General features: G+C 33.6%; 18 protein-coding genes. 11 read left to right on the top strand and 7 right to left on the bottom strand.

Annotation, left to right across the window (positions count from 1 at the left end; genetic code table 11):
* Positions 1–155 precede the first annotated feature (155 nt).
* From GKZ88_RS15015 to GKZ88_RS15005, 3 genes are all read right to left on the bottom strand, one after another.
* Positions 156–1,691 carry a serine hydrolase gene (locus tag GKZ88_RS15015; protein WP_155103176.1) on the bottom strand — a complete coding sequence of 512 codons (1,536 nt, stop codon included), beginning with the start codon at positions 1,689–1,691 and terminating at the stop codon, positions 156–158.
* A 78-nt stretch (positions 1,692–1,769) separates the two neighbouring features.
* A complete protein-coding gene (locus tag GKZ88_RS15010) occupies positions 1,770–2,564 on the bottom strand; it encodes an AraC family transcriptional regulator (RefSeq protein WP_155103175.1) in 795 nt (264 codons plus the stop codon).
* Between the two features lie 77 nt (positions 2,565–2,641).
* Positions 2,642–3,235 (bottom strand): GNAT family protein, encoded by a 594-nt coding sequence (locus GKZ88_RS15005; RefSeq protein ID WP_155103174.1) that lies wholly within the window; start codon positions 3,233–3,235, stop codon positions 2,642–2,644.
* A 475-nt stretch (positions 3,236–3,710) separates the two neighbouring features.
* Here GKZ88_RS15005 and GKZ88_RS15000 point away from each other — a divergent pair, with 475 nt between their 5' ends.
* Positions 3,711–5,054, top strand: a complete 1,344-nt coding sequence (locus GKZ88_RS15000) for an NAD(P)/FAD-dependent oxidoreductase (RefSeq protein WP_155103173.1) — start codon at positions 3,711–3,713, stop codon at positions 5,052–5,054.
* Positions 5,055–5,180: 126 nt separating this feature from the next.
* Here the strand turns inward: GKZ88_RS15000 and GKZ88_RS14995 are convergent, their stop codons facing one another.
* Positions 5,181–6,698 (bottom strand): helicase HerA-like domain-containing protein, encoded by a 1,518-nt coding sequence (locus tag GKZ88_RS14995; RefSeq protein WP_155103172.1) that lies wholly within the window; start codon positions 6,696–6,698, stop codon positions 5,181–5,183.
* 380 nt (positions 6,699–7,078) lie between these two features.
* On the opposite strand from GKZ88_RS14995, the gene GKZ88_RS14990 reads away from it, so the two are divergent.
* From GKZ88_RS14990 to GKZ88_RS14955, 8 genes are all read left to right on the top strand, one after another.
* On the top strand, positions 7,079–7,903 hold the full coding sequence (locus GKZ88_RS14990; protein WP_155103171.1) for a MotA/TolQ/ExbB proton channel family protein: 825 nt from the start codon (positions 7,079–7,081) through the stop codon (positions 7,901–7,903).
* Positions 7,904–7,958: 55 nt separating this feature from the next.
* Positions 7,959–8,585 carry a biopolymer transporter ExbD gene (locus tag GKZ88_RS14985; protein ID WP_155103170.1) on the top strand — a complete coding sequence of 209 codons (627 nt, stop codon included), beginning with the start codon at positions 7,959–7,961 and terminating at the stop codon, positions 8,583–8,585.
* 19 nt (positions 8,586–8,604) lie between these two features.
* Entirely contained in the window at positions 8,605–9,162 is a 558-nt protein-coding gene (locus GKZ88_RS14980; protein WP_155103169.1) for a biopolymer transporter ExbD, read from the top strand.
* 37 nt (positions 9,163–9,199) lie between these two features.
* Positions 9,200–10,000 (top strand): energy transducer TonB, encoded by an 801-nt coding sequence (locus GKZ88_RS14975; RefSeq protein WP_155103168.1) that lies wholly within the window; start codon positions 9,200–9,202, stop codon positions 9,998–10,000.
* Complete coding sequence (locus GKZ88_RS22515) at positions 10,000–10,230, top strand: hypothetical protein (protein WP_133527309.1); 231 nt, start codon at positions 10,000–10,002, stop codon at positions 10,228–10,230. Before GKZ88_RS14975 ends, GKZ88_RS22515 begins: the two co-directional genes overlap by 1 nt.
* A gap of 1 nt (position 10,231) precedes the next feature.
* Positions 10,232–11,152, top strand: coding sequence for a substrate-binding domain-containing protein (locus GKZ88_RS14965; RefSeq protein ID WP_155103167.1), 921 nt, complete (start codon positions 10,232–10,234; stop codon positions 11,150–11,152).
* Positions 11,153–11,168: 16 nt separating this feature from the next.
* Positions 11,169–12,836 (top strand): tetratricopeptide repeat protein, encoded by a 1,668-nt coding sequence (locus tag GKZ88_RS14960; protein WP_155103166.1) that lies wholly within the window; start codon positions 11,169–11,171, stop codon positions 12,834–12,836.
* Between the two features lie 100 nt (positions 12,837–12,936).
* Positions 12,937–13,569 carry a 7-carboxy-7-deazaguanine synthase QueE gene (locus GKZ88_RS14955; protein WP_155103165.1) on the top strand — a complete coding sequence of 211 codons (633 nt, stop codon included), beginning with the start codon at positions 12,937–12,939 and terminating at the stop codon, positions 13,567–13,569.
* 63 nt (positions 13,570–13,632) lie between these two features.
* Here the strand turns inward: GKZ88_RS14955 and GKZ88_RS14950 are convergent, their stop codons facing one another.
* A complete protein-coding gene (locus tag GKZ88_RS14950) occupies positions 13,633–14,178 on the bottom strand; it encodes a YfiT family bacillithiol transferase (protein ID WP_155103164.1) in 546 nt (181 codons plus the stop codon).
* Positions 14,179–14,196: 18 nt separating this feature from the next.
* Complete coding sequence (locus tag GKZ88_RS14945; protein WP_155103163.1) at positions 14,197–14,904, bottom strand: class I SAM-dependent methyltransferase; 708 nt, start codon at positions 14,902–14,904, stop codon at positions 14,197–14,199.
* A 74-nt stretch (positions 14,905–14,978) separates the two neighbouring features.
* Between GKZ88_RS14945 and GKZ88_RS14940 the strand changes: the two genes are divergently transcribed.
* Together GKZ88_RS14940 and GKZ88_RS14935 are read left to right on the top strand one after the other, a co-directional pair.
* Positions 14,979–15,473: a YkgJ family cysteine cluster protein gene (locus GKZ88_RS14940; protein ID WP_133527315.1), complete on the top strand. Its 495-nt coding sequence runs from the start codon at positions 14,979–14,981 to the stop codon at positions 15,471–15,473.
* Positions 15,474–15,580: 107 nt separating this feature from the next.
* Positions 15,581–16,816 carry an FtsX-like permease family protein gene (locus tag GKZ88_RS14935; protein ID WP_155103162.1) on the top strand — a complete coding sequence of 412 codons (1,236 nt, stop codon included), beginning with the start codon at positions 15,581–15,583 and terminating at the stop codon, positions 16,814–16,816.
* 481 nt (positions 16,817–17,297) lie between these two features.
* Here GKZ88_RS14935 and GKZ88_RS22510 read toward each other — a convergent pair.
* Positions 17,298–17,533: hypothetical protein (locus tag GKZ88_RS22510; protein ID WP_230392528.1), on the bottom strand; the 236-nt coding region annotated here is incomplete at its 5' end.

The following is a 17,533-nucleotide window of genomic DNA, read 5'->3' as shown; positions in this document are numbered from 1 at the left end:
TCTGAGCATAAACTTAAAAGTAATTTTAGCGGTTTATGCTCCCTAACTAACGATTCGTTTTTTACTTGCAATCAGTATTTTGGATTTATAAAATTTTGCTTAAAAGCATTAGAATTAGAATAATTAATTTTACCATGACTTTGAAAATTAAAAGTTTACTTCTTTTCGATATCAATTAGTTTTTGCCCGTTTTCTCCCAAATAATGCAATAACAGTTTTTCATAAACTTTATAGCCATCATCAACATTGGTGAAAATGATCAGACCTTGTTTTGTTTTTGGAAGCAAAAAGAAAAGTGTCTGAACACCTTGATCAGCACCGCCGTGCGAGAGTGCATATTCTCCGTTTCCAAAATCATAGTTTTCAAAACCCAAACCAAAATATTTGTCTTTTTTATTTTGCTGTACTTGATGTGAATTCATTTCATCAAATACTTTTTTGCTCAAACCGTCGCTGTTCATGACACTGCACAAAAAGGTTCCGTAATCTTGAATTGTAGTTAATAAATCATCGGCGGCGTTTGCGGTTTTGTTTTTTACTGGTTCATATGAATTGCCATTTTTGTCATAATTAACAGCGTACCTCGAAATGTCTACTTTGTCATTCCATATATATTGAGTATCATTCATTTTCAATGGTTCAAAAATTAATTCTGAAGCCAATTGATTTAAGGTTTTTTTGAATTTCTTCTCCAAAGCTTTTCGCAGATATTCCATTCCTTCTCCAGAATATTGATATTGCGTTCCAGGTTTGAATTTAAAATCTAGTTTCCCAGATTTATTCATGTATCTCCAATTTGGAAAACCTGTTTGATGGCTTAAGACGATTCTTGTTGTTAAGAGTTTTGTGTTAGGATCATTTGCAATATCTGGATCTGTCCAATATTTGTAAAGCGGTTCGTCAAGATCCCATTTTCCTGAACTTACTAATTTTAAAGCCACAATTGTGGTTACAGGTTTTGTTAAAGAAGCAACGTTCCAAATGGTATTATATGGTGCCGGAACGCCTTTTTTTAGTTCGCCAAAAACTTTTACCTGTTTTAGTTTTCCGTCCGCAATAATTCCGATTCCTAAAGTTGGGATATTATTTTCTTTCAGCCATTTTTCGGTTTCTTGCTCATTGTCAAAAAGATTAGTTTTTTCCTCAGAAGCATTTACAGCCAAATGATCGTAACTTAAAGATCTTTTTAATCTCCAGATATTATTTTCCAAAACCCAGACATGAGTAAATCGAGCTTTGCCAACTAATTTTTCGTTTTTCTGTTGCAGAGGTTCATTTTTAGCCGCAGTATTTTCATAAAACTGATGAATTCCTGTTTGAACAGCACCATATAAAACACCTTTTTTATATAACGGATAAATTTTTGAGCTTCCGTCAACTAATTCTCTCCGGCATTTATAAGTTGCGGGAGAACCGCATAAACCTTTTTTAAAACTCTCTAAAAATTCTGCTTTATTCGATGTGCCGTCTTTGTCGTGAAAGAATTCGAATTGATCACTGTATAAATTTTCAAATTGAGTGATGTCGCAGGTGTTGAAACCAACATTAAAAAGAAGACTGTCGCGCGACATAATGATTTTGTACAGTTCTGAGTTTTTTTCTTCTTGAGAAAATCCAGTTTGATTATTGAAAAATAAGATTCCAACTAATAAGATTTTTAAATAAGAAGAAACAAGATTGGTGATTTTCATTTTGATAATTGATTGATGATGAATGATTTTGCAATATTAAGGTAATCAAAATTATGAAAATTGTACAAAAGCGAAATCTTATCTTTTTTGCGAAAGAAAGTACGAATCGGGATTGAATGTTTTTGGACTTGTTTTGGTAACGTCTTTGAATTTTTTTATAAAATGCGACTGGTCAAAATACTTGTTGTAAAGCGCAATATCGGTCAGTTTTAATTTCTCTATATCAGAATTGATCATTTGATCGACTGATTTTCTGAATTTTAGAATCTGAATGTACTTTTTAATGGTAAGTCCGGTAGCATTTTTAAATTTAATCTGTAATAATCGCTGTGAAGAATTAAATGCGGAGCTAATTTCCGAAACTGAAATTGCTGAATCCTGATTTTTAATGATTTCACAAATCTTTTCAATTACATTTTTCTCCGAATGTAAAGCCGCTAATTCCTCAAAATAGACATTAACAGTATTTAATAAAATTTCAATTGTAGCATCAATCTGAATTTGAAATGGAAGTTCTTCGGGATTAATTTTGATAATCGAATCGGTAAAATTGCTCAAATCATATTTTGGAAACATCGAAAGCGTCCAAGTATGAAGCTGTATTATAGTAACCTTGGTTTTTGGCTTGATGTTCACCAAAACTTTATTGGTCATTTGCGAACAAAAGTAAATGCCTTTGTTCATCTCGTATTTGTTTTTACTCGTATGAACTTCGATTGCGTTTCCAGAAACAATAGCAAGATTAAAACAGCCGTTTGGCAAAACGAGTTTATTTTCAATCGGGCTTTCGCCGATGCTGTTGTCCAGGCACCAAATTTTATTGACGAACCGTTCAGCTTTTTGCTTTACATAATATTCTGAGTAGAGGTTCATTTTTAGGGTTTGTCTTTGTGTTTTTTTGCAATCTTAAAATCTAGACTAAAGTAAGATTTTTTCTATTACTATAATATCTAAATAAACTCCCCAAAATAAACTCGTTTAGTATTCTGCCATTCTTCTAAAATAACACTGTAGTAAACATCATCTTTACTTTTTCCTTCAGAATCAATATAATTATTTCTAAAAACGCCTTCTTTTAATGCTCCTAGTTTTTCAATAGCTCTTTGTGATTTTAAATTCTCAAGATCAGCGCTGAATTGGATTCTTCTAAATTGAATTTTCTCAAAGCCAAAATTCAATAATTCATATTTACAGGCTTTGTTTAATCCGGTTCCCTGAAAATCTTTTCCGTACCAAGTCCAGCCAATTTCGCATTTTTGGCTCGCATGATTTAAATATCCATAACGCGTACTTCCGGCAACTCTGTTTGTAGCTTTATCTATAATAAGGAAAGGATAACAAATTCCGTCTGCTTTTTGTTTTAAAGTATTTTGAATGTAATTTTCGAAATCATGGTCGTTGCGAACATACATTCCCATATACTTCCAAATTTCATCGTTGAAGATTATTTCTTTGAGTTCGATGTTTCTTTCGTTTTCAAAAGGAAGTAATAAAACTTTTTCGTTTTCTAGGATGATTTCTGATTGTAATAGTTTGCTATTCATGGTTTTTGTTTGATTAGAGGTTGTCTGTAAAGACATTAAAGTAAAGTTTTTTTAGCGCAATCTTGTCATCCTGACGGAGGAAGGATCACACTAGTAATTCGACAAAGATTGGTGATTCTCTGTGCGGAGTTTCGAGTGTGATCCTTCCTCCGTCAGAATGACAAAAAAAAACTTTGCGAGATTATCTTTAGCGAAAATAAGCCTTTTCGCATTTCTAATAAATCTATAAAAACCAGAATTTGTTATGAAAACGGATTTGCATGAGGGATAGAAGCGGCATCTCCCGATTTAGAAAAACAAGGCTTTTAGCCGTAGTTTTTGTTAATCGGGAATATAGCGGATAGCCCGACCCCGCTTTTTTCGGCGGGGTCATGCCCAATTAAATATGACGAAAATGGTTAAATATTTCCTTTATTTTAAAGCTGTTGTATAATTATTACTTATTTTTACGACCTTATATATTAGATTTTCCCTGATGCAAACTTCACTCAAAATTGCTGTTGTTGGTTCTGGACTTGTAGGATCACTTTTGGCAATTTATCTTAAAAAAGCAGGCCATACCGTTCATGTTTATGATCGAAGCCCTGATATTCGCAAAATAAATTTTTCCGGACGTTCTATTAATCTTGCTATGTCTAACCGTGGCTGGAAGGCGCTGGACGCTGTTGGTGTTGGTGAGTCGGTTCGCGAAATTGCTATTCCAATGGACAAACGTGCGATTCATTTAGTCGATAAATTGAATTTTCAGAATTACGGTCAGGAAGGCGAATCGATTTATTCTATTTCGAGAGGAAAGTTGAACCGAAGAATGATCGATCTTGCTGAAGAAGCAGGAGCGGAGTTTCATTTTGAGCAGAAAATTTGGGATGTAACTTTAACTGATGCGACTTTGCACATTGGCGAAAGCGAAAGAGGCGAGTGGGAAGAACGAAAATATGATATGGTTTTTGGTGCCGATGGTGCTTTTTCGAGAATCCGCCATAGAATGCAGCGCCAAAGTATGTTCAATTATTCGCAGGAATTTTTGAATATGGGTTATAAGGAATTGAATATTCCGGCAAATCCAGACGGAACGCATAAATTAGATAAAAATTCTTTTCATATTTGGCCAAGAGGTGAATACATGTTAATTGCGCTTCCAAATCTTGACGGAAGTTTTACTTGTACTTTATTTATGCCTTTTGAAGGGCAGAATTCTTTTGAATCCTTGACCGACCGAAAAATGGTGGAAGATTTCTTCGAGAAAAATTTCCCAGATTCTATAGAAGTGATTCCGGAACTGGCAAATGATTTCTTTAAGAACCCAACCAGTACTTTGGTAACGATGAAATGTTTTCCGTGGACTTTTGAAGATAAAATTGCTTTAATTGGAGATGCCTGCCACGCTATAGTTCCGTTTTATGGGCAAGGAATGAATGCAGGTTTTGAAGATATTACGGTTTTGAGCGAAATGATTGAAAAGTACCAAGACAACTGGAAAAAAATATTTTCGGAATATCAGATCTCAAGAAAACCAAATGCTGATGCAATTGCAGAGCTTTCGTATCGCAATTTCATGGAAATGAGTACAAAAACTGCCGATGAAAAATTCTTATTGCAAAAGAAAATAGAAAAGATCTTTTCGGATAAACACCCTGATAAATGGATTCCGCTTTACAGCCGAGTTACTTTTAGCGATCGTCCTTATGCCGAAGCTTTGGCAATTGGAGACTTCCAAAACGGAATTATGGAAGAAGTTCTAAAACTTGACAACATTGAAAACATCTGGGATACGCCAGAAGTTGAAAATAAGATTCTTGCGTTGTTGGAAAAGGCATAAATTTTTTACACCATATAAGTTATATAAGTAAATATAATGAATAATAAAACCCTACAGATTTTAAAATCTGTAGGGTTTGCTGTTTAAAGTGAAATGAACTTATATAACTTATATGGTTTAAAAGTTTTACTTTTTAAAGATTTTGGTCAAAACGCCAAAAACACCTCTTATAAAAGTAGCGCTTGTCACCACTTTTAAAACTGATTTTGTAACTACTTCCGTCGTACTTGGTCCAGTTTTTGAAGATTTTTCCGGTGCTTGTTCTTGTTGTTCTACTGCGGCCTGATTCGCTTCTTCTATTTTTTTATTCAGAATTTCGTAGGCACTTTCGCGGTCAATTTCCTCATTGTATTTTTTAACTAATTTTGATTTTCCGTTAATTTCTTCAATTTCGTCATCAGTTAAAATATCCATTCGGCTCATAGGCGCACGCATCATCGTGGCAACAAGCGGTGTCGGAATTCCCTTTTCGTTTAGCGCAGTCACTAAAGCTTCTCCAATTCCTAAGCTTGTCAGCAATTCATCGGTTTGGTAATAATCTGATGTTGGGTAATTATCGGCCGTTTTCTTAATTGCCTGGCGGTCATTTGCTGTAAAAGCTCTAAGGGCATGCTGGATTTTTAAACCTAATTGCGCCAAAACACCGCTCGGAACATCCATTGGGTTTTGTGTTACAAAATAAACGCCAACACCTTTTGAGCGGATCAGTTTTACAATAGTTTCAATTTGTTCTAATAAGGCTTTGCTGGCTTCGTTAAAAATTAAATGCGCTTCGTCAATAAAGATCACTAATTCAGGTTGTTCCGCATCGCCTTTTTCCGGCATCTTTTGGTAAATCTCAGCTAAAAGGCTTAACATGAAAGTAGAGAATAATTTAGGCTTGTCCTGAATATCCGTCAAGCGGATGATATTTACGTAGCCTTTTCCGTTTTCGTCAATTCGCATCAAATCATCTGTTTCAAAAGACAATTCGCCAAAAAATATATCGCCTCCCTGTTGTTCCAGTTCGATGATTTTTCTCAAAATTGTTCCTGTTGTAGCAGTTGATATTTTGCCATAACTAGCTGCGATTTCGTCTTTACCTTCTTCGGTTATATAATTAATGACTTTTTTAATGTCTTTTAAATCAAGCAATGGCATTTGATTGTCATCACAATATTTAAAGATAACTGCCACAACGCCAGCCTGTGTGTCATTTAAATCTAAAATTCTTGAAAATAATACAGGCCCAAATTCAGAAACTGTTGCACGCAGTCTAACTCCGTTTTGTTTAGACAGTGACATCAGTTCAACGGGAAATGAAGCTATACTATAAGGTATGTTCATTTTAGCGTGGCGTTCTGTAATAAAACTTTGCTCTTTGCCTTCTTTTGCAATACCGCTGAAATCTCCTTTAATATCCATCATTAATACAGGGATTCCAGCATTAGAAAGCTGTTCAGAGAAAACCTGAATTGTTTTTGTTTTTCCTGTTCCTGTTGCACCCGCAATAAGGCCGTGGCGGTTTAAGGTTTTCAAAGGGATTTTTACGTGAGCTTCAGGAATTGCTTCTCCATCCAGCATTGCACTTCCTAAAGTGATGCTGTCGCCTTTAGAAATATAACCATTGTTTATGTCTTGTATAAAATTATCTTTTTTATTCATGTTTTTATTTGTAATTTAGATGATTATAAGAGTTTTGCTTCGTTTTTTAACAAATAACTGTTATTTTTTTTAGTAAGAAAATGCTTTTTTTGATTGAAAATGATATAAAAAAAATATTCGCAGCTTTTTAAGAAGATTTCAATGGATTAATTGAATATTTACTAAAACGTTGTAATTTTTTTACTATTCGACCCTTTTTTTGTTTTATCAAAAAAATGATGTCAGCAATTTAATGAGATATTTTTTAAATTGACGTTAAATTTCCTTCAATAAAATTAAAAAAAGTTTTTTTATTTAAACTAAACGTATAAATTTGCTCCTCTACAAGTTAAATATAACTAAAAAATAAAAATTATTTAAAACTATTAAAATTAAAAAAAATGGCAAACGTTAAAGTTAAAAAAGAAAGCACTTCAAATGGAGGAGGAATGATCACTGGAATCATTATTGCAGCGTGTATCGTAGTTGGGGTGTTTATTTGGAAAGTAATCATGGGGTCTCCTGCAAACTTTGAGGGTGGAAATCCTGAAACAGGTCACCCAATCAATACCTTAGGTATGGTATATAAAGGAGGATTTATTGTACCAGTATTATTAGGTATGTTTTTAATGGTTGTTGTTTTTTCTATTGAAAGATTCATTGTTATCGGTAAAGCAGCTGGAAAAGCTAACTTAGATAAATTCATGAAAGGTGTTCAAGCAAGTATCAAAGAAGGAAACATCGAGGCTGCTATCGCTTCATGTGACAAACAACAAGGTTCAGTTGCAAACGCAATTAAATCTGCTTTGATTAAATACCAAGACGTTAAAAAAGAAGGATTCAACAGTGAAGAAGCTTCTGAAGTAATCCACAAAGAAATCGAAGAGGCAACTTCATTAGAAATGCCAATGTTAGAAAAAAATATGACTATTATCTCTACTTTAGTATCTTTAGGTACATTAGGAGGATTATTAGGAACAGTATCAGGTATGATTAAAGCGTTTGGTGCGTTAGCTTCTGCTGGAACTCCAGATCAAGCTGCTCTTGCAACTGGTATTTCTGAGGCACTTATCAACACTGCAACAGGTATCTCTACTTCAGTTATGGCGATCATCTCTTACAACTTCTTTACTGCTAAAATTGACGATTTAACTTACTCTATCGATGAGGCTGGTACTACAATCGTTAACACTTACAGAAAATTCAGAGGAAGTTTGAAACAATAATTAATTTTTGATATTAATAATTACGATTAATTATATCAAAATAAAATAAAAGATAATGGCTAAAATAAAAATGAAAAAGAAGTCAACATCGACAGATATGACTGCCATGTGTGATGTTGCGTTCCTTTTGCTTACGTTCTTTATCTTGACCGCTACTGCTAAGGTGCCAGAAGCACTTCCTGTAGATATGCCTGCTTCTACTGTAGAACATAAATTACCAGATTCTAATTTGGCAATTATTACAATAGGTAAAGGTGCAGACGGGAAAACTAAAGTGTTTTTTGACATCAAAGGAAGAGAGATTCGTAAAAGAACTCTTGAAGGGATGGGTGCAAAATTCGGCGTGAATTTTTCAGAAGATGATAAAGCTAAATTTGCTTTAATGGATGACTTCGGTGTTCCAGTAACAAGTTTAAAACAAATTATCGATATGAAAGCTGCTGATAGAACTAAAGCAAATCAGCCTGGAATTCCAACCGATTCTTTGGACAATCAATTAAAAGAGTGGCTTTTGGTTTCAAGAAGAGCTGCAATTGACCTTGAGGATAAAGAATTAGAGATTGCAATAAAAGGAGATGCTAAAGAACAATATCCACAAATCAAAAAGATTATGGATATTTTACAAGATCAGAAAATCAATACTTTTAACTTAGTTACAGGTACGAGAGGAAAAGACTTTTAATTAAAAAAGATACACTAAAATGGCTGAATTAAATACCGGCGACGGTGGTGGCGGAAAAGGTGGCAAAGTAAGAAGTAAAAAGCAAAATTCGAAAGTCGATTTAACGGCGATGGTGGATTTGGCATTCTTATTGATCACGTTCTTTATGTTAACCACATCGTTGTCAAAACCTAAATCGATGGATTTATCATTGCCAGATAAAGATGAAGACCCTACTAAGAATAAAGATATCAAAGTAGACGAAAATCGTACGATGACAGTGATGTTAGGAGAGAATAATAAGATGGTTTATTATATGGGATTATTAGCGTCACCAATTGCGGGGCCTAAAGATATCAAATATGGTAAAGATGGTATCCGTAGAGAAGTTCTTAGTAGAAAAAAATCTGTTTTAGCATATTCTGCTGCTCAAGGGAAACCTAAAAATGGAATTATCGTTATTATTAAACCAAGTAAAAAATCAACTTACAAAAATTTAGTTGATATGTTGGATGAAATGGCGATTGCTGGAGTTGATACTTATGCTATTGTTCCTGAGTTTAGTCCTGAGGAAACAAAATTAATAGATAAACAATAAGAGTTATCTTGTTTGAACATCCTAATAATCAAGAAAAATGAAATTAGATATTATAAAAAATCAGTGGCTTGATATCGTATTCGAAGGACGTAATAAGATATATGGTGCATATGAGTTAAGAAAATCGAACAGCAAAACTACGGTTAAAGCGCTTGTTATTGGTTCGATCATTTTTGGCTTTGCTGTAGCAGCTCCTCTTATTGCTAGCTTCTTGCCAGATTCTGGTGCAGATGATGCAGATAAAGATATTAAGATCGCGACTGTTAAATTACCTCCTAAGAAAAAAGAAGAGGTAAAACCAAATGAACCGCCACCACCACCGCCACCACCAAAAGTGGATCAGGTGAAGTTTGTGAAACCGGTTGTTGCTAAGGCAAATGAGGTTACTGAAGATCCTCCAAAAATTGAAGATCTTAAAGATAAAAAAGTTGGTTCTGAAACTATTAAAGGAGATCCAGATGCAGTTTTAACTGTTGATGAGCCAGTAGGTACTGGAACTGCTGCAGTAGTAGAAGAAGATAACCAAGTATATAACACAGCTGGTATCGAAGTAAAACCAGATTTCCCTGGAGGAATTGATAAATTCTACAAGTTCGTAGGAAATAATTACAAAACTCCAGAAGAAGAAGGTTTAAAAGGTAAAGTTTACGTTACGTTTGTAGTTGAAAAAGACGGTTCATTAACCGACATTAAAGTTTTAAGGGATATCGGTTACGGTACAGGAGCAGAAGCAATTCGTGTTCTTAAAAAATGTCCAAAATGGACTCCTGGCGAGCAAAATGGTAAAAAAGTTAGGGTACTTTACTCTCTTCCTATTACTATTCAATCTGCAGAATAATGTTAAAAGATATGCTTAATAATATTCAGAAGAAATCGCTCAAAGAGCGATTTCTTCTTGTTTTAGGAATACTGTTTTTTTTAATATATCTTGTGCTGGGTTTAATGATTATGTTTTGGGAAAAGCTTCCTTTAGATATGGAACCTAAATACAGATATGCTTTTGGTGGATTGTTGATTGTTTATTCAGCAATACGTTTCCTAAGATTAATTAATTCTAATACGGACTAGTATGTTAAAGTATAGTAAAGTTTTTGGTTTGATTGTTTTTGTCTTTTTGTTTGTGATGTGCAACCAAAAAAACAAGAATGAATCAAAGGAAACAATTTTAAAAGGATCGCTTGATATTACAGTTGATGAAACGGTAAAGCCAATCGTAGATGATCAGGTTGCTGTTTTTGAAGGAACTTACTATGATGCTAAAATTACGGCTAAACCAAAGTCTGAAGTTGAACTTATCAATGATTTGTTGAATAAAAAAACTAAAGTTGCGGTAACAGCACGTAATCTGACTGCTGAGGAACTGAAAAGGTTTGATAAAAGTAAAATTAATCCTCGAGTTACTCCTTTTGCTATTGATGCAATTGCTTTAATTTCAAACAAAAGCAATAATGACACATTAATTGCGTTGAAGTCTGTAATTGATTTTATGCAGGGTAAAAAAGATACAGGAATAAAAGGACTTGTTTTTGATAATCCTAATTCTAGTACGGTGCGTTATATGAAGGAATTGGCTAAAGTGAAAGATATTCCAGCAACTGGAGCATTTTCTTTTAAAACCAATGATGAAGTTATTAAATTTGTTTCTGAAAATGACGGAATGATTGGTATAGTTGGTGTTAACTGGCTTTATCAACCTTCTCCAAATATGAGCGAGACAATAAAAAAAATCAATGTTTTAAGCGTTAAAGGCTTAAAAGATGATAATTATTATAGTCCAACTCAAACTGACATTGCATTAAATAAATACCCTTTGGCACGCGATTTGTTTATTATAAACTGTCAAGGGTATAATGGGCTGGGAATGGGACTCGCTTCCTTTATGGCTGGCGAGATTGGTCAGAGAATAGTGTTGAAATCTGGATTAATGCCAGTAAAAACGCCAAGCAGAAAGCTTAATATTAGAACCCAAATTTTAAAAGATAAAGAATAAATTAATTACGACAAAGATGAATAAATTTAAAATTTTTAGTCTTGCCTTAGTTGCATCTGCTACTGTTGCAAAAGCGCAAGATATCAAAGAAGCAAAAAAAGCAATTGATGCTGAGCAATTTCAAAAGGCAAAATCATTGCTTAAGTCAATCATCAAAGCGAAACCTTCAGATGGAGAGGCTAATTTTGTTTTAGGAAACATCTATTTAAATCAAAGCGTTATCGATTCAGCGAAGATTTATTATTTAAATGGATTAGAAGCATCAGACAGAAAAAACCTTAATTATATCGGATTAGGTCAAATTGATCTTGACAGTAAAAATGCTGCATCTGCTCAAGCTAATTTTGGTTTAGCAACTAAGGATATGAAGCGTAAAGATGTTGATGAATATATCTACATTGGTAAAGCTTACACTAATTCAAATAATCCTGATTATAATGGTGCTATTGCTAGTTTAAAACGTGCTTTAGCAATTGAACCGCAAAATGCAACTGCTTTATTGGCTATTGGTGATGCTTATTATGGAGCAAACAACCAAAACGACGCTTATAAAGCTTACCGTGATGCTTTTACTGCAGATCCAACACTTTTAAGAGCTAAAATGCAATTAGGAGTTTTACTTAAAGGAGCTAAATCTTATGATGAAGCGATCAAAGCATTCAATGAAGTTATTGCATTAAACGCTAGTTATGGTCCAGTTTATAGAGAATTAGCTGAAACATATTACAAATGGGCAAGAAATAAACCTTCTACAGCAAAAACTAATTTGCAAAATGCGATCACAAACTATGAGAAATACTTAAGTTTGACAGATTACTCTTTAGATTCTAAAATGCGTCACGCAGATTTCTTGATCTTGGTTAAAGATTATAAGAGTTTAGAAACTGTTGCTAATAAAATGATTGCTGAGGATAAAGTAAATCCTAGAATTTACAGATATTTAGGTTATTCTGCATATGAAAATGGAAATATTGATGTAGCTCTTAAATCATTAGAGGATTACATTAAAGTTCCAAGTAACAAAATTATTGCTAAAGATTACTTATACTTAGGTTTTGCAAAAATTAAAAAAGGTACTGCTGCTGACGGTGTTGTTGAACCTTCTGCTTTTGAAGCAGGTTTAACAGATATTAAAAAAGCAGTTGCTATGGAGCCATTAGCAGTTGAAGATCTTGGAGATTTTGGTAAAGAATTGTTTACTAAAAAACAATACAACCAAGCTGCTGCTATCTATGAATTAAGCGCAACTAATGCAGATCAGAAAAACTATTTGAATGATAATGTATATTATGGTATTTCACTATACTATGCAAATGCAAATAAAGCTAACGGAGCTGCTGATGCTGCTGCCTTGACTAAAGCTGATGCAGCTTTTGACAGAGTTCTTGTAGCTTCTCCAACTTATGACGAGGCTTACTTATACAAAGGAAGAATCAACAACTTGTTAGAGAAAGATGATTTAATTATCAAAAACTACGAAGAGTATATTGCTAAAACGACTGCAAAAGGTGCTGAAGAATTAGCTAAACCTGCAACAGTTAAAAAAATAGTTGAATCTTACAACAGTATTGGTGCTGCTTATGCTAATACAGATAAAGCTAAAGCAATTGAATATTTTAATAAATCTTTAGTTTTAGACCCAACGAATGATTATGCAGCTAAATCTGTAAAAGCTTTAAAATAATATAAGTTTTCGAACTAATTATAAAACCGACAGTTCTATAAACTGTCGGTTTTTTTTGTTCCGTAAAGAAATGACTATCTTTGCACTTTAAAATTGAATAATGTTAACAAAAGAAATACAATTAGAAGTTAATAAAGGAGCGATGTTGCCTTTGATGGAAGAGTTTTATACCATTCAGGGAGAAGGCTTTCATACGGGAACTGCCGCATACTTTATTAGAATTGGAGGATGTGATGTGGGATGCCATTGGTGTGATGTTAAAGAAAGCTGGAATGCAGAACTGCATCCGCCAACAAGTACTGAATTAATTGTTAAAAATGCTTCAGCTTACGCTGATACAGTTGTGATAACAGGAGGCGAACCGTTAACATGGGATATGACTTTGCTTACAAAGCAGTTAAAAGATAAAAATCTAAAAGTTCATATTGAAACGTCAGGAGCTTATCCTTTGAGCGGAACTTGGGATTGGATTTGTCTTTCTCCTAAAAAAAATAAATTGCCGACTCAAACAGTTTATGATAATGCGCATGAATTAAAAGTGATTATTTATAATAAACACGATTTTATTTTTGCTGAAGAGCAAGCTGAACTTGTGAATGACAATGCAATTTTGTTTTTGCAACCAGAATGGAGTAAAAAAGAAGAAATGACTCCGCTGATTGTTGATTATGTAATGAATAATCCGAAATGGCGGGTTTCTCTTCAAACACATAAATATTTGAATATACCATAAAAGAAAAATCTCTTCATTTGAAGAGATTTTTCTTTTTAATAAGTTTAATAACAAGGGAATTTTTCAGTCCCAGTTTTTAAAATTCTTTAAATTAGTGATATGCGCTAAATGATGATTAGAATGCCACGCGTACATTCCGATAATTTGTTTTAATTTTAATTCAGAATTATTTTCAGGATGAACAAAGGATTTTTCTAGATCACTTTCAGATAAATTTTTCATGATGTAAGCTAATCTAAAATGAAGCCCTTCTAGTAAATTTAATGTGGGCTCAATTGGCATATGTAGATTATCAGGAAGTTCACTCCATAAAGTTTCATCATATGCTTTTATCACGGGATTATTTTCGGTTAAAGCCCACTTAATTCTGATGAAACAATTCATGTGGCTTTCAGCACAATGATGAATTACTTGTCGCACGGTCCATCCTCCAGGACGATAGTGCGTGTCAAGCTGTTCATTGGTTAAATGAATGGTTTCATTTTTTAATTTTTCTGGAAAAGAGGCTATTTCTTCAATTTTATTTGAAATGTATTCAGTCGAATAGCTGTCAGGAATTACAAATTTCCCAATAGGATACTTTAATTTCTCTAAATCTAGTTCTTCCATTTTTATAATGTTTTTATCTTATATTGAAAGTTTAGCTAAATAATCATAATGCTCGCCTTCTAAAATCAGTTCACATCTTAATCCATTTGCGATCGCAGCATTCTGAAGTGTATTGTAATCTAAATAAAGCCAGTCAAAAGATTCTTCTTTTTCACCTTTATAAGAAATAGTAAAGGTTAATTCTCCATAATAATTATCAGCCGACGGAATCCATTTACCTCCGTCTTCATCTTCATCAAACATATAAATAATATCGGAACTGTCAATTAAAATTTGACCGCCTGAATTTAATAAAGATTTTAATTTAGATAAATATTGGTTGCAGTTTTCTAGTTTTCCAAAAATTCCGGTTCCATTCATTAATAAAAGAATAGTGTCAAATTTCTCTCCTTCAAAATCTAGGATATTTTGAACTTTGGTATTTTTTACACCACGTAATTGACAGGTTTCGATTGCTTTTTCTGAAATATCTATCGAAGTAACATCTAAATTACGGTCGTTTTGAAGAGAAAGGCTGTGACTTCCTGCACCGCAGCCCACATCTAAAATTTTCCCGAAAGATAATTGCAGTGCTTTTTGTTCCAGTTTTGGCATTTCATTATAGGAACGAAATAAATAGGAAACACTCATTTCGTCTTCTTCAGAAATAGAAGTTTCGGTAATGATATCTTCTGGTGCATTATTGGTTTGGAAATCGAACATCGCTTTCCCAAAAAGATCTTTCATCGTAATTTAATTCAAAGATTAAGGTTTCAAGTTTAAAGTTGTTTAATTTTGCAGTTCAACTTTAAATTTTAAACTTGAAGCAAATTTTAAACAACTTAAATAAGTTAGCCAAAGATAAGCATATCGAAAACAAAAAGTATTTTGATAAGCTTAAAAAGAAACAGCCTAAAAATTTAGACTATGTAATGCAGGACTTGCATGACGCTGAGTTTAAAAAAACGGATTGTCTGCAGTGTGCCAATTGTTGTAAAACGACTGGACCGTTATTTACTTTGGCCGACATCGAAAGAATTTCGAAATCCTTTAAACAAAAACCACAGCAATTTATAGAGCAATACCTAAGAATTGATGAAGATAAAGATTATGTATTAAAAAGCGTTCCCTGTACTTTTTTGGATGCTGAAAATTATTGTATGATTTATGACGTCCGTCCAAAAGCATGTCGTGAATTTCCGCATACAGATCGCAAGAAGTTTTATCAGATTACAGATTTGACATTAAAGAACGTCGCAATATGTCCGGCAGCGTATAATATTGTTGAGGAAATGAAAAAGAAGCTTCCGTTATAATAAATCGAGATATTTCGTAATTGTTTTTTACGGCAATTCGATTCTGATTTTTTAAATGTATTTTTGAATAAATAAACAGTGGGTATTACCAATATAACATCATTAAATTGAATTTAGAATATTTTATAGCCAAAAGACTTATTACTGCCAAAGATTATAAAAGCAGTATTTCGGCACCTATCATAAAAATTGCGATTTCGGCAATTGCAATTGGTATAATTATGATGTTGGTTTCTGTGGCGACCGGAATTGGATTGCAGCAAAAAATACGTGACAAGATATCTGCTTTCAATGGTCAGGTTATTATATCAAACTTTGATAATAATAATTCTGAAGTGACTTTAGTTCCAATTTCTAAAAAGCAGGATTTTTATCCCAATTTTAAATCGATTCCAGATGTCACCCATGTTCAGGCCATTGCAACTAAAGCCGGAATTATAAGAACTTCAAATGCATTCGAGGGAATTGTTTTTAAAGGAGTAGGAGCAGATTATGATTGGAGTAATATAAAAGAGTATTTGGTTGAAGGGAATTTACCTGATTTCTCAAAGTCGCTTAATGAAGAAGTTATTATTTCCAGATTTCTTGCTGATAGACTTAATTTAAAATTAGGAGACAGTTTTAATACTTTTTTTATAAAAGACGAGCAAGGAAAAATGCCAAACAGCCGCCGATTTAAAATCGCGGGTATTTTTAGCTCAGGATTTCAGGATTTTGACGCTACATATATAATAGGGGATATACGGCATATACAGCGAATCAATAAATGGGCTCCGGATCAAGTTGGAGCTTTCGAGGTTTTTGTCAAAGATTTTACCAAGATAAAGGAAACGGGTAATCAAATTTATGAAGCAACGTCATCAAGTCTGGATACAAAAACGATTATAGAGAAGTATAGTTATATTTTTGATTGGCTCCAGCTTTTCGATTTCAATATAGTAGTAATTCTAGGTGTAATGATTTTAGTTGCTACTATAAATATGGTGGTGGCCCTTTTGGTTTTGATTTTAGAACGCACACAAATGATAGGAATTTTAAAATCATTGGGCGCAAACAACTGGGCCGTCCGAAAGATATTTTTGTATAACGCCTTCTATTTAATTATTCGGGGATTGTTCTGGGGGAATCTTATTGGGATTTCAATATTGTTAATTCAGCAGCAATTTGGAGTTGTCCATCTCAATCCTGAAAATTACTATGTCAATCAAGCGCCAGTATATTTAAATTGGGGTTACGTAATAGCATTGAATTTGCTGACCGTCGTAATTTGCTTTTTGGTACTATTAATTCCTTCCTATTTAATAACGAAAATATCGCCTGTCAAAGCTATAAGATTTGATTAATGATTGAAGATGTTTAATAATAAACAACCCGACAGATTTTCAAAACCTGTCGGGTTTGTTTTTTTGATCAGGAGCTATTTCCCGCTATCCGCTTCAATCTTTTTGCGGCGAACCCCGGCACAAAAGGATTTACGCTTCTATCGGGGCTAGGGCAAGGGTTTCCAGAAGAAATATCCCGAGGGAAAAGCGATTGCAAAAGAAAACCGGCAGGGAAGCAGGCTCCGAAATCCTGATTTCTGTTCATAAAAGAGCATGAAAAGCTGAAAACTCCTCAAAACGGATGGCTGAAAAGCGCCTAAAAATAAAGAAACCGCATGATAACGAAGAAAAACCTGACAGGGAAGAGAAAAAAATGAATATGTAAATAATCTGTTATCAGCGAGTTAAGAAAAAGATCAAAAAAAGGGCAGAAAAAGAGAATAAAAAAGCTTGTTTAACTGAATAAAGGTGGTACTTTTGCACCCGCAACAGCGAAAGACGTTCACCGAAATACTGACAAGGGTTTAAATGAGAACTGAAAATTTATTTTCAAAAAAAGATTTAAAAAAGCTTGCGGGATTGGAAAACGGGTATTACATTTGCACCCCGCAAAACACGGAAAGTTCCTTGAAAGACTGGCAAGAAAAACGATAAAATGAGGCGAAAAAAAAGTTTCAAATTTTTTCAAATTTTTCTTGCGAGAAACAAAAAGAAGTTTTAGTTTTGCACCCGCTTTGA

The sequence above is a fragment of the Flavobacterium sp. LC2016-01 genome (genome assembly GCF_009711135.1).
GTDB lineage: Bacteria > Bacteroidota > Bacteroidia > Flavobacteriales > Flavobacteriaceae > Flavobacterium.
The sequence above is the reverse complement of the archived record's forward strand: the minus strand, read 5'-3'. Positions and strand labels throughout refer to the sequence as shown.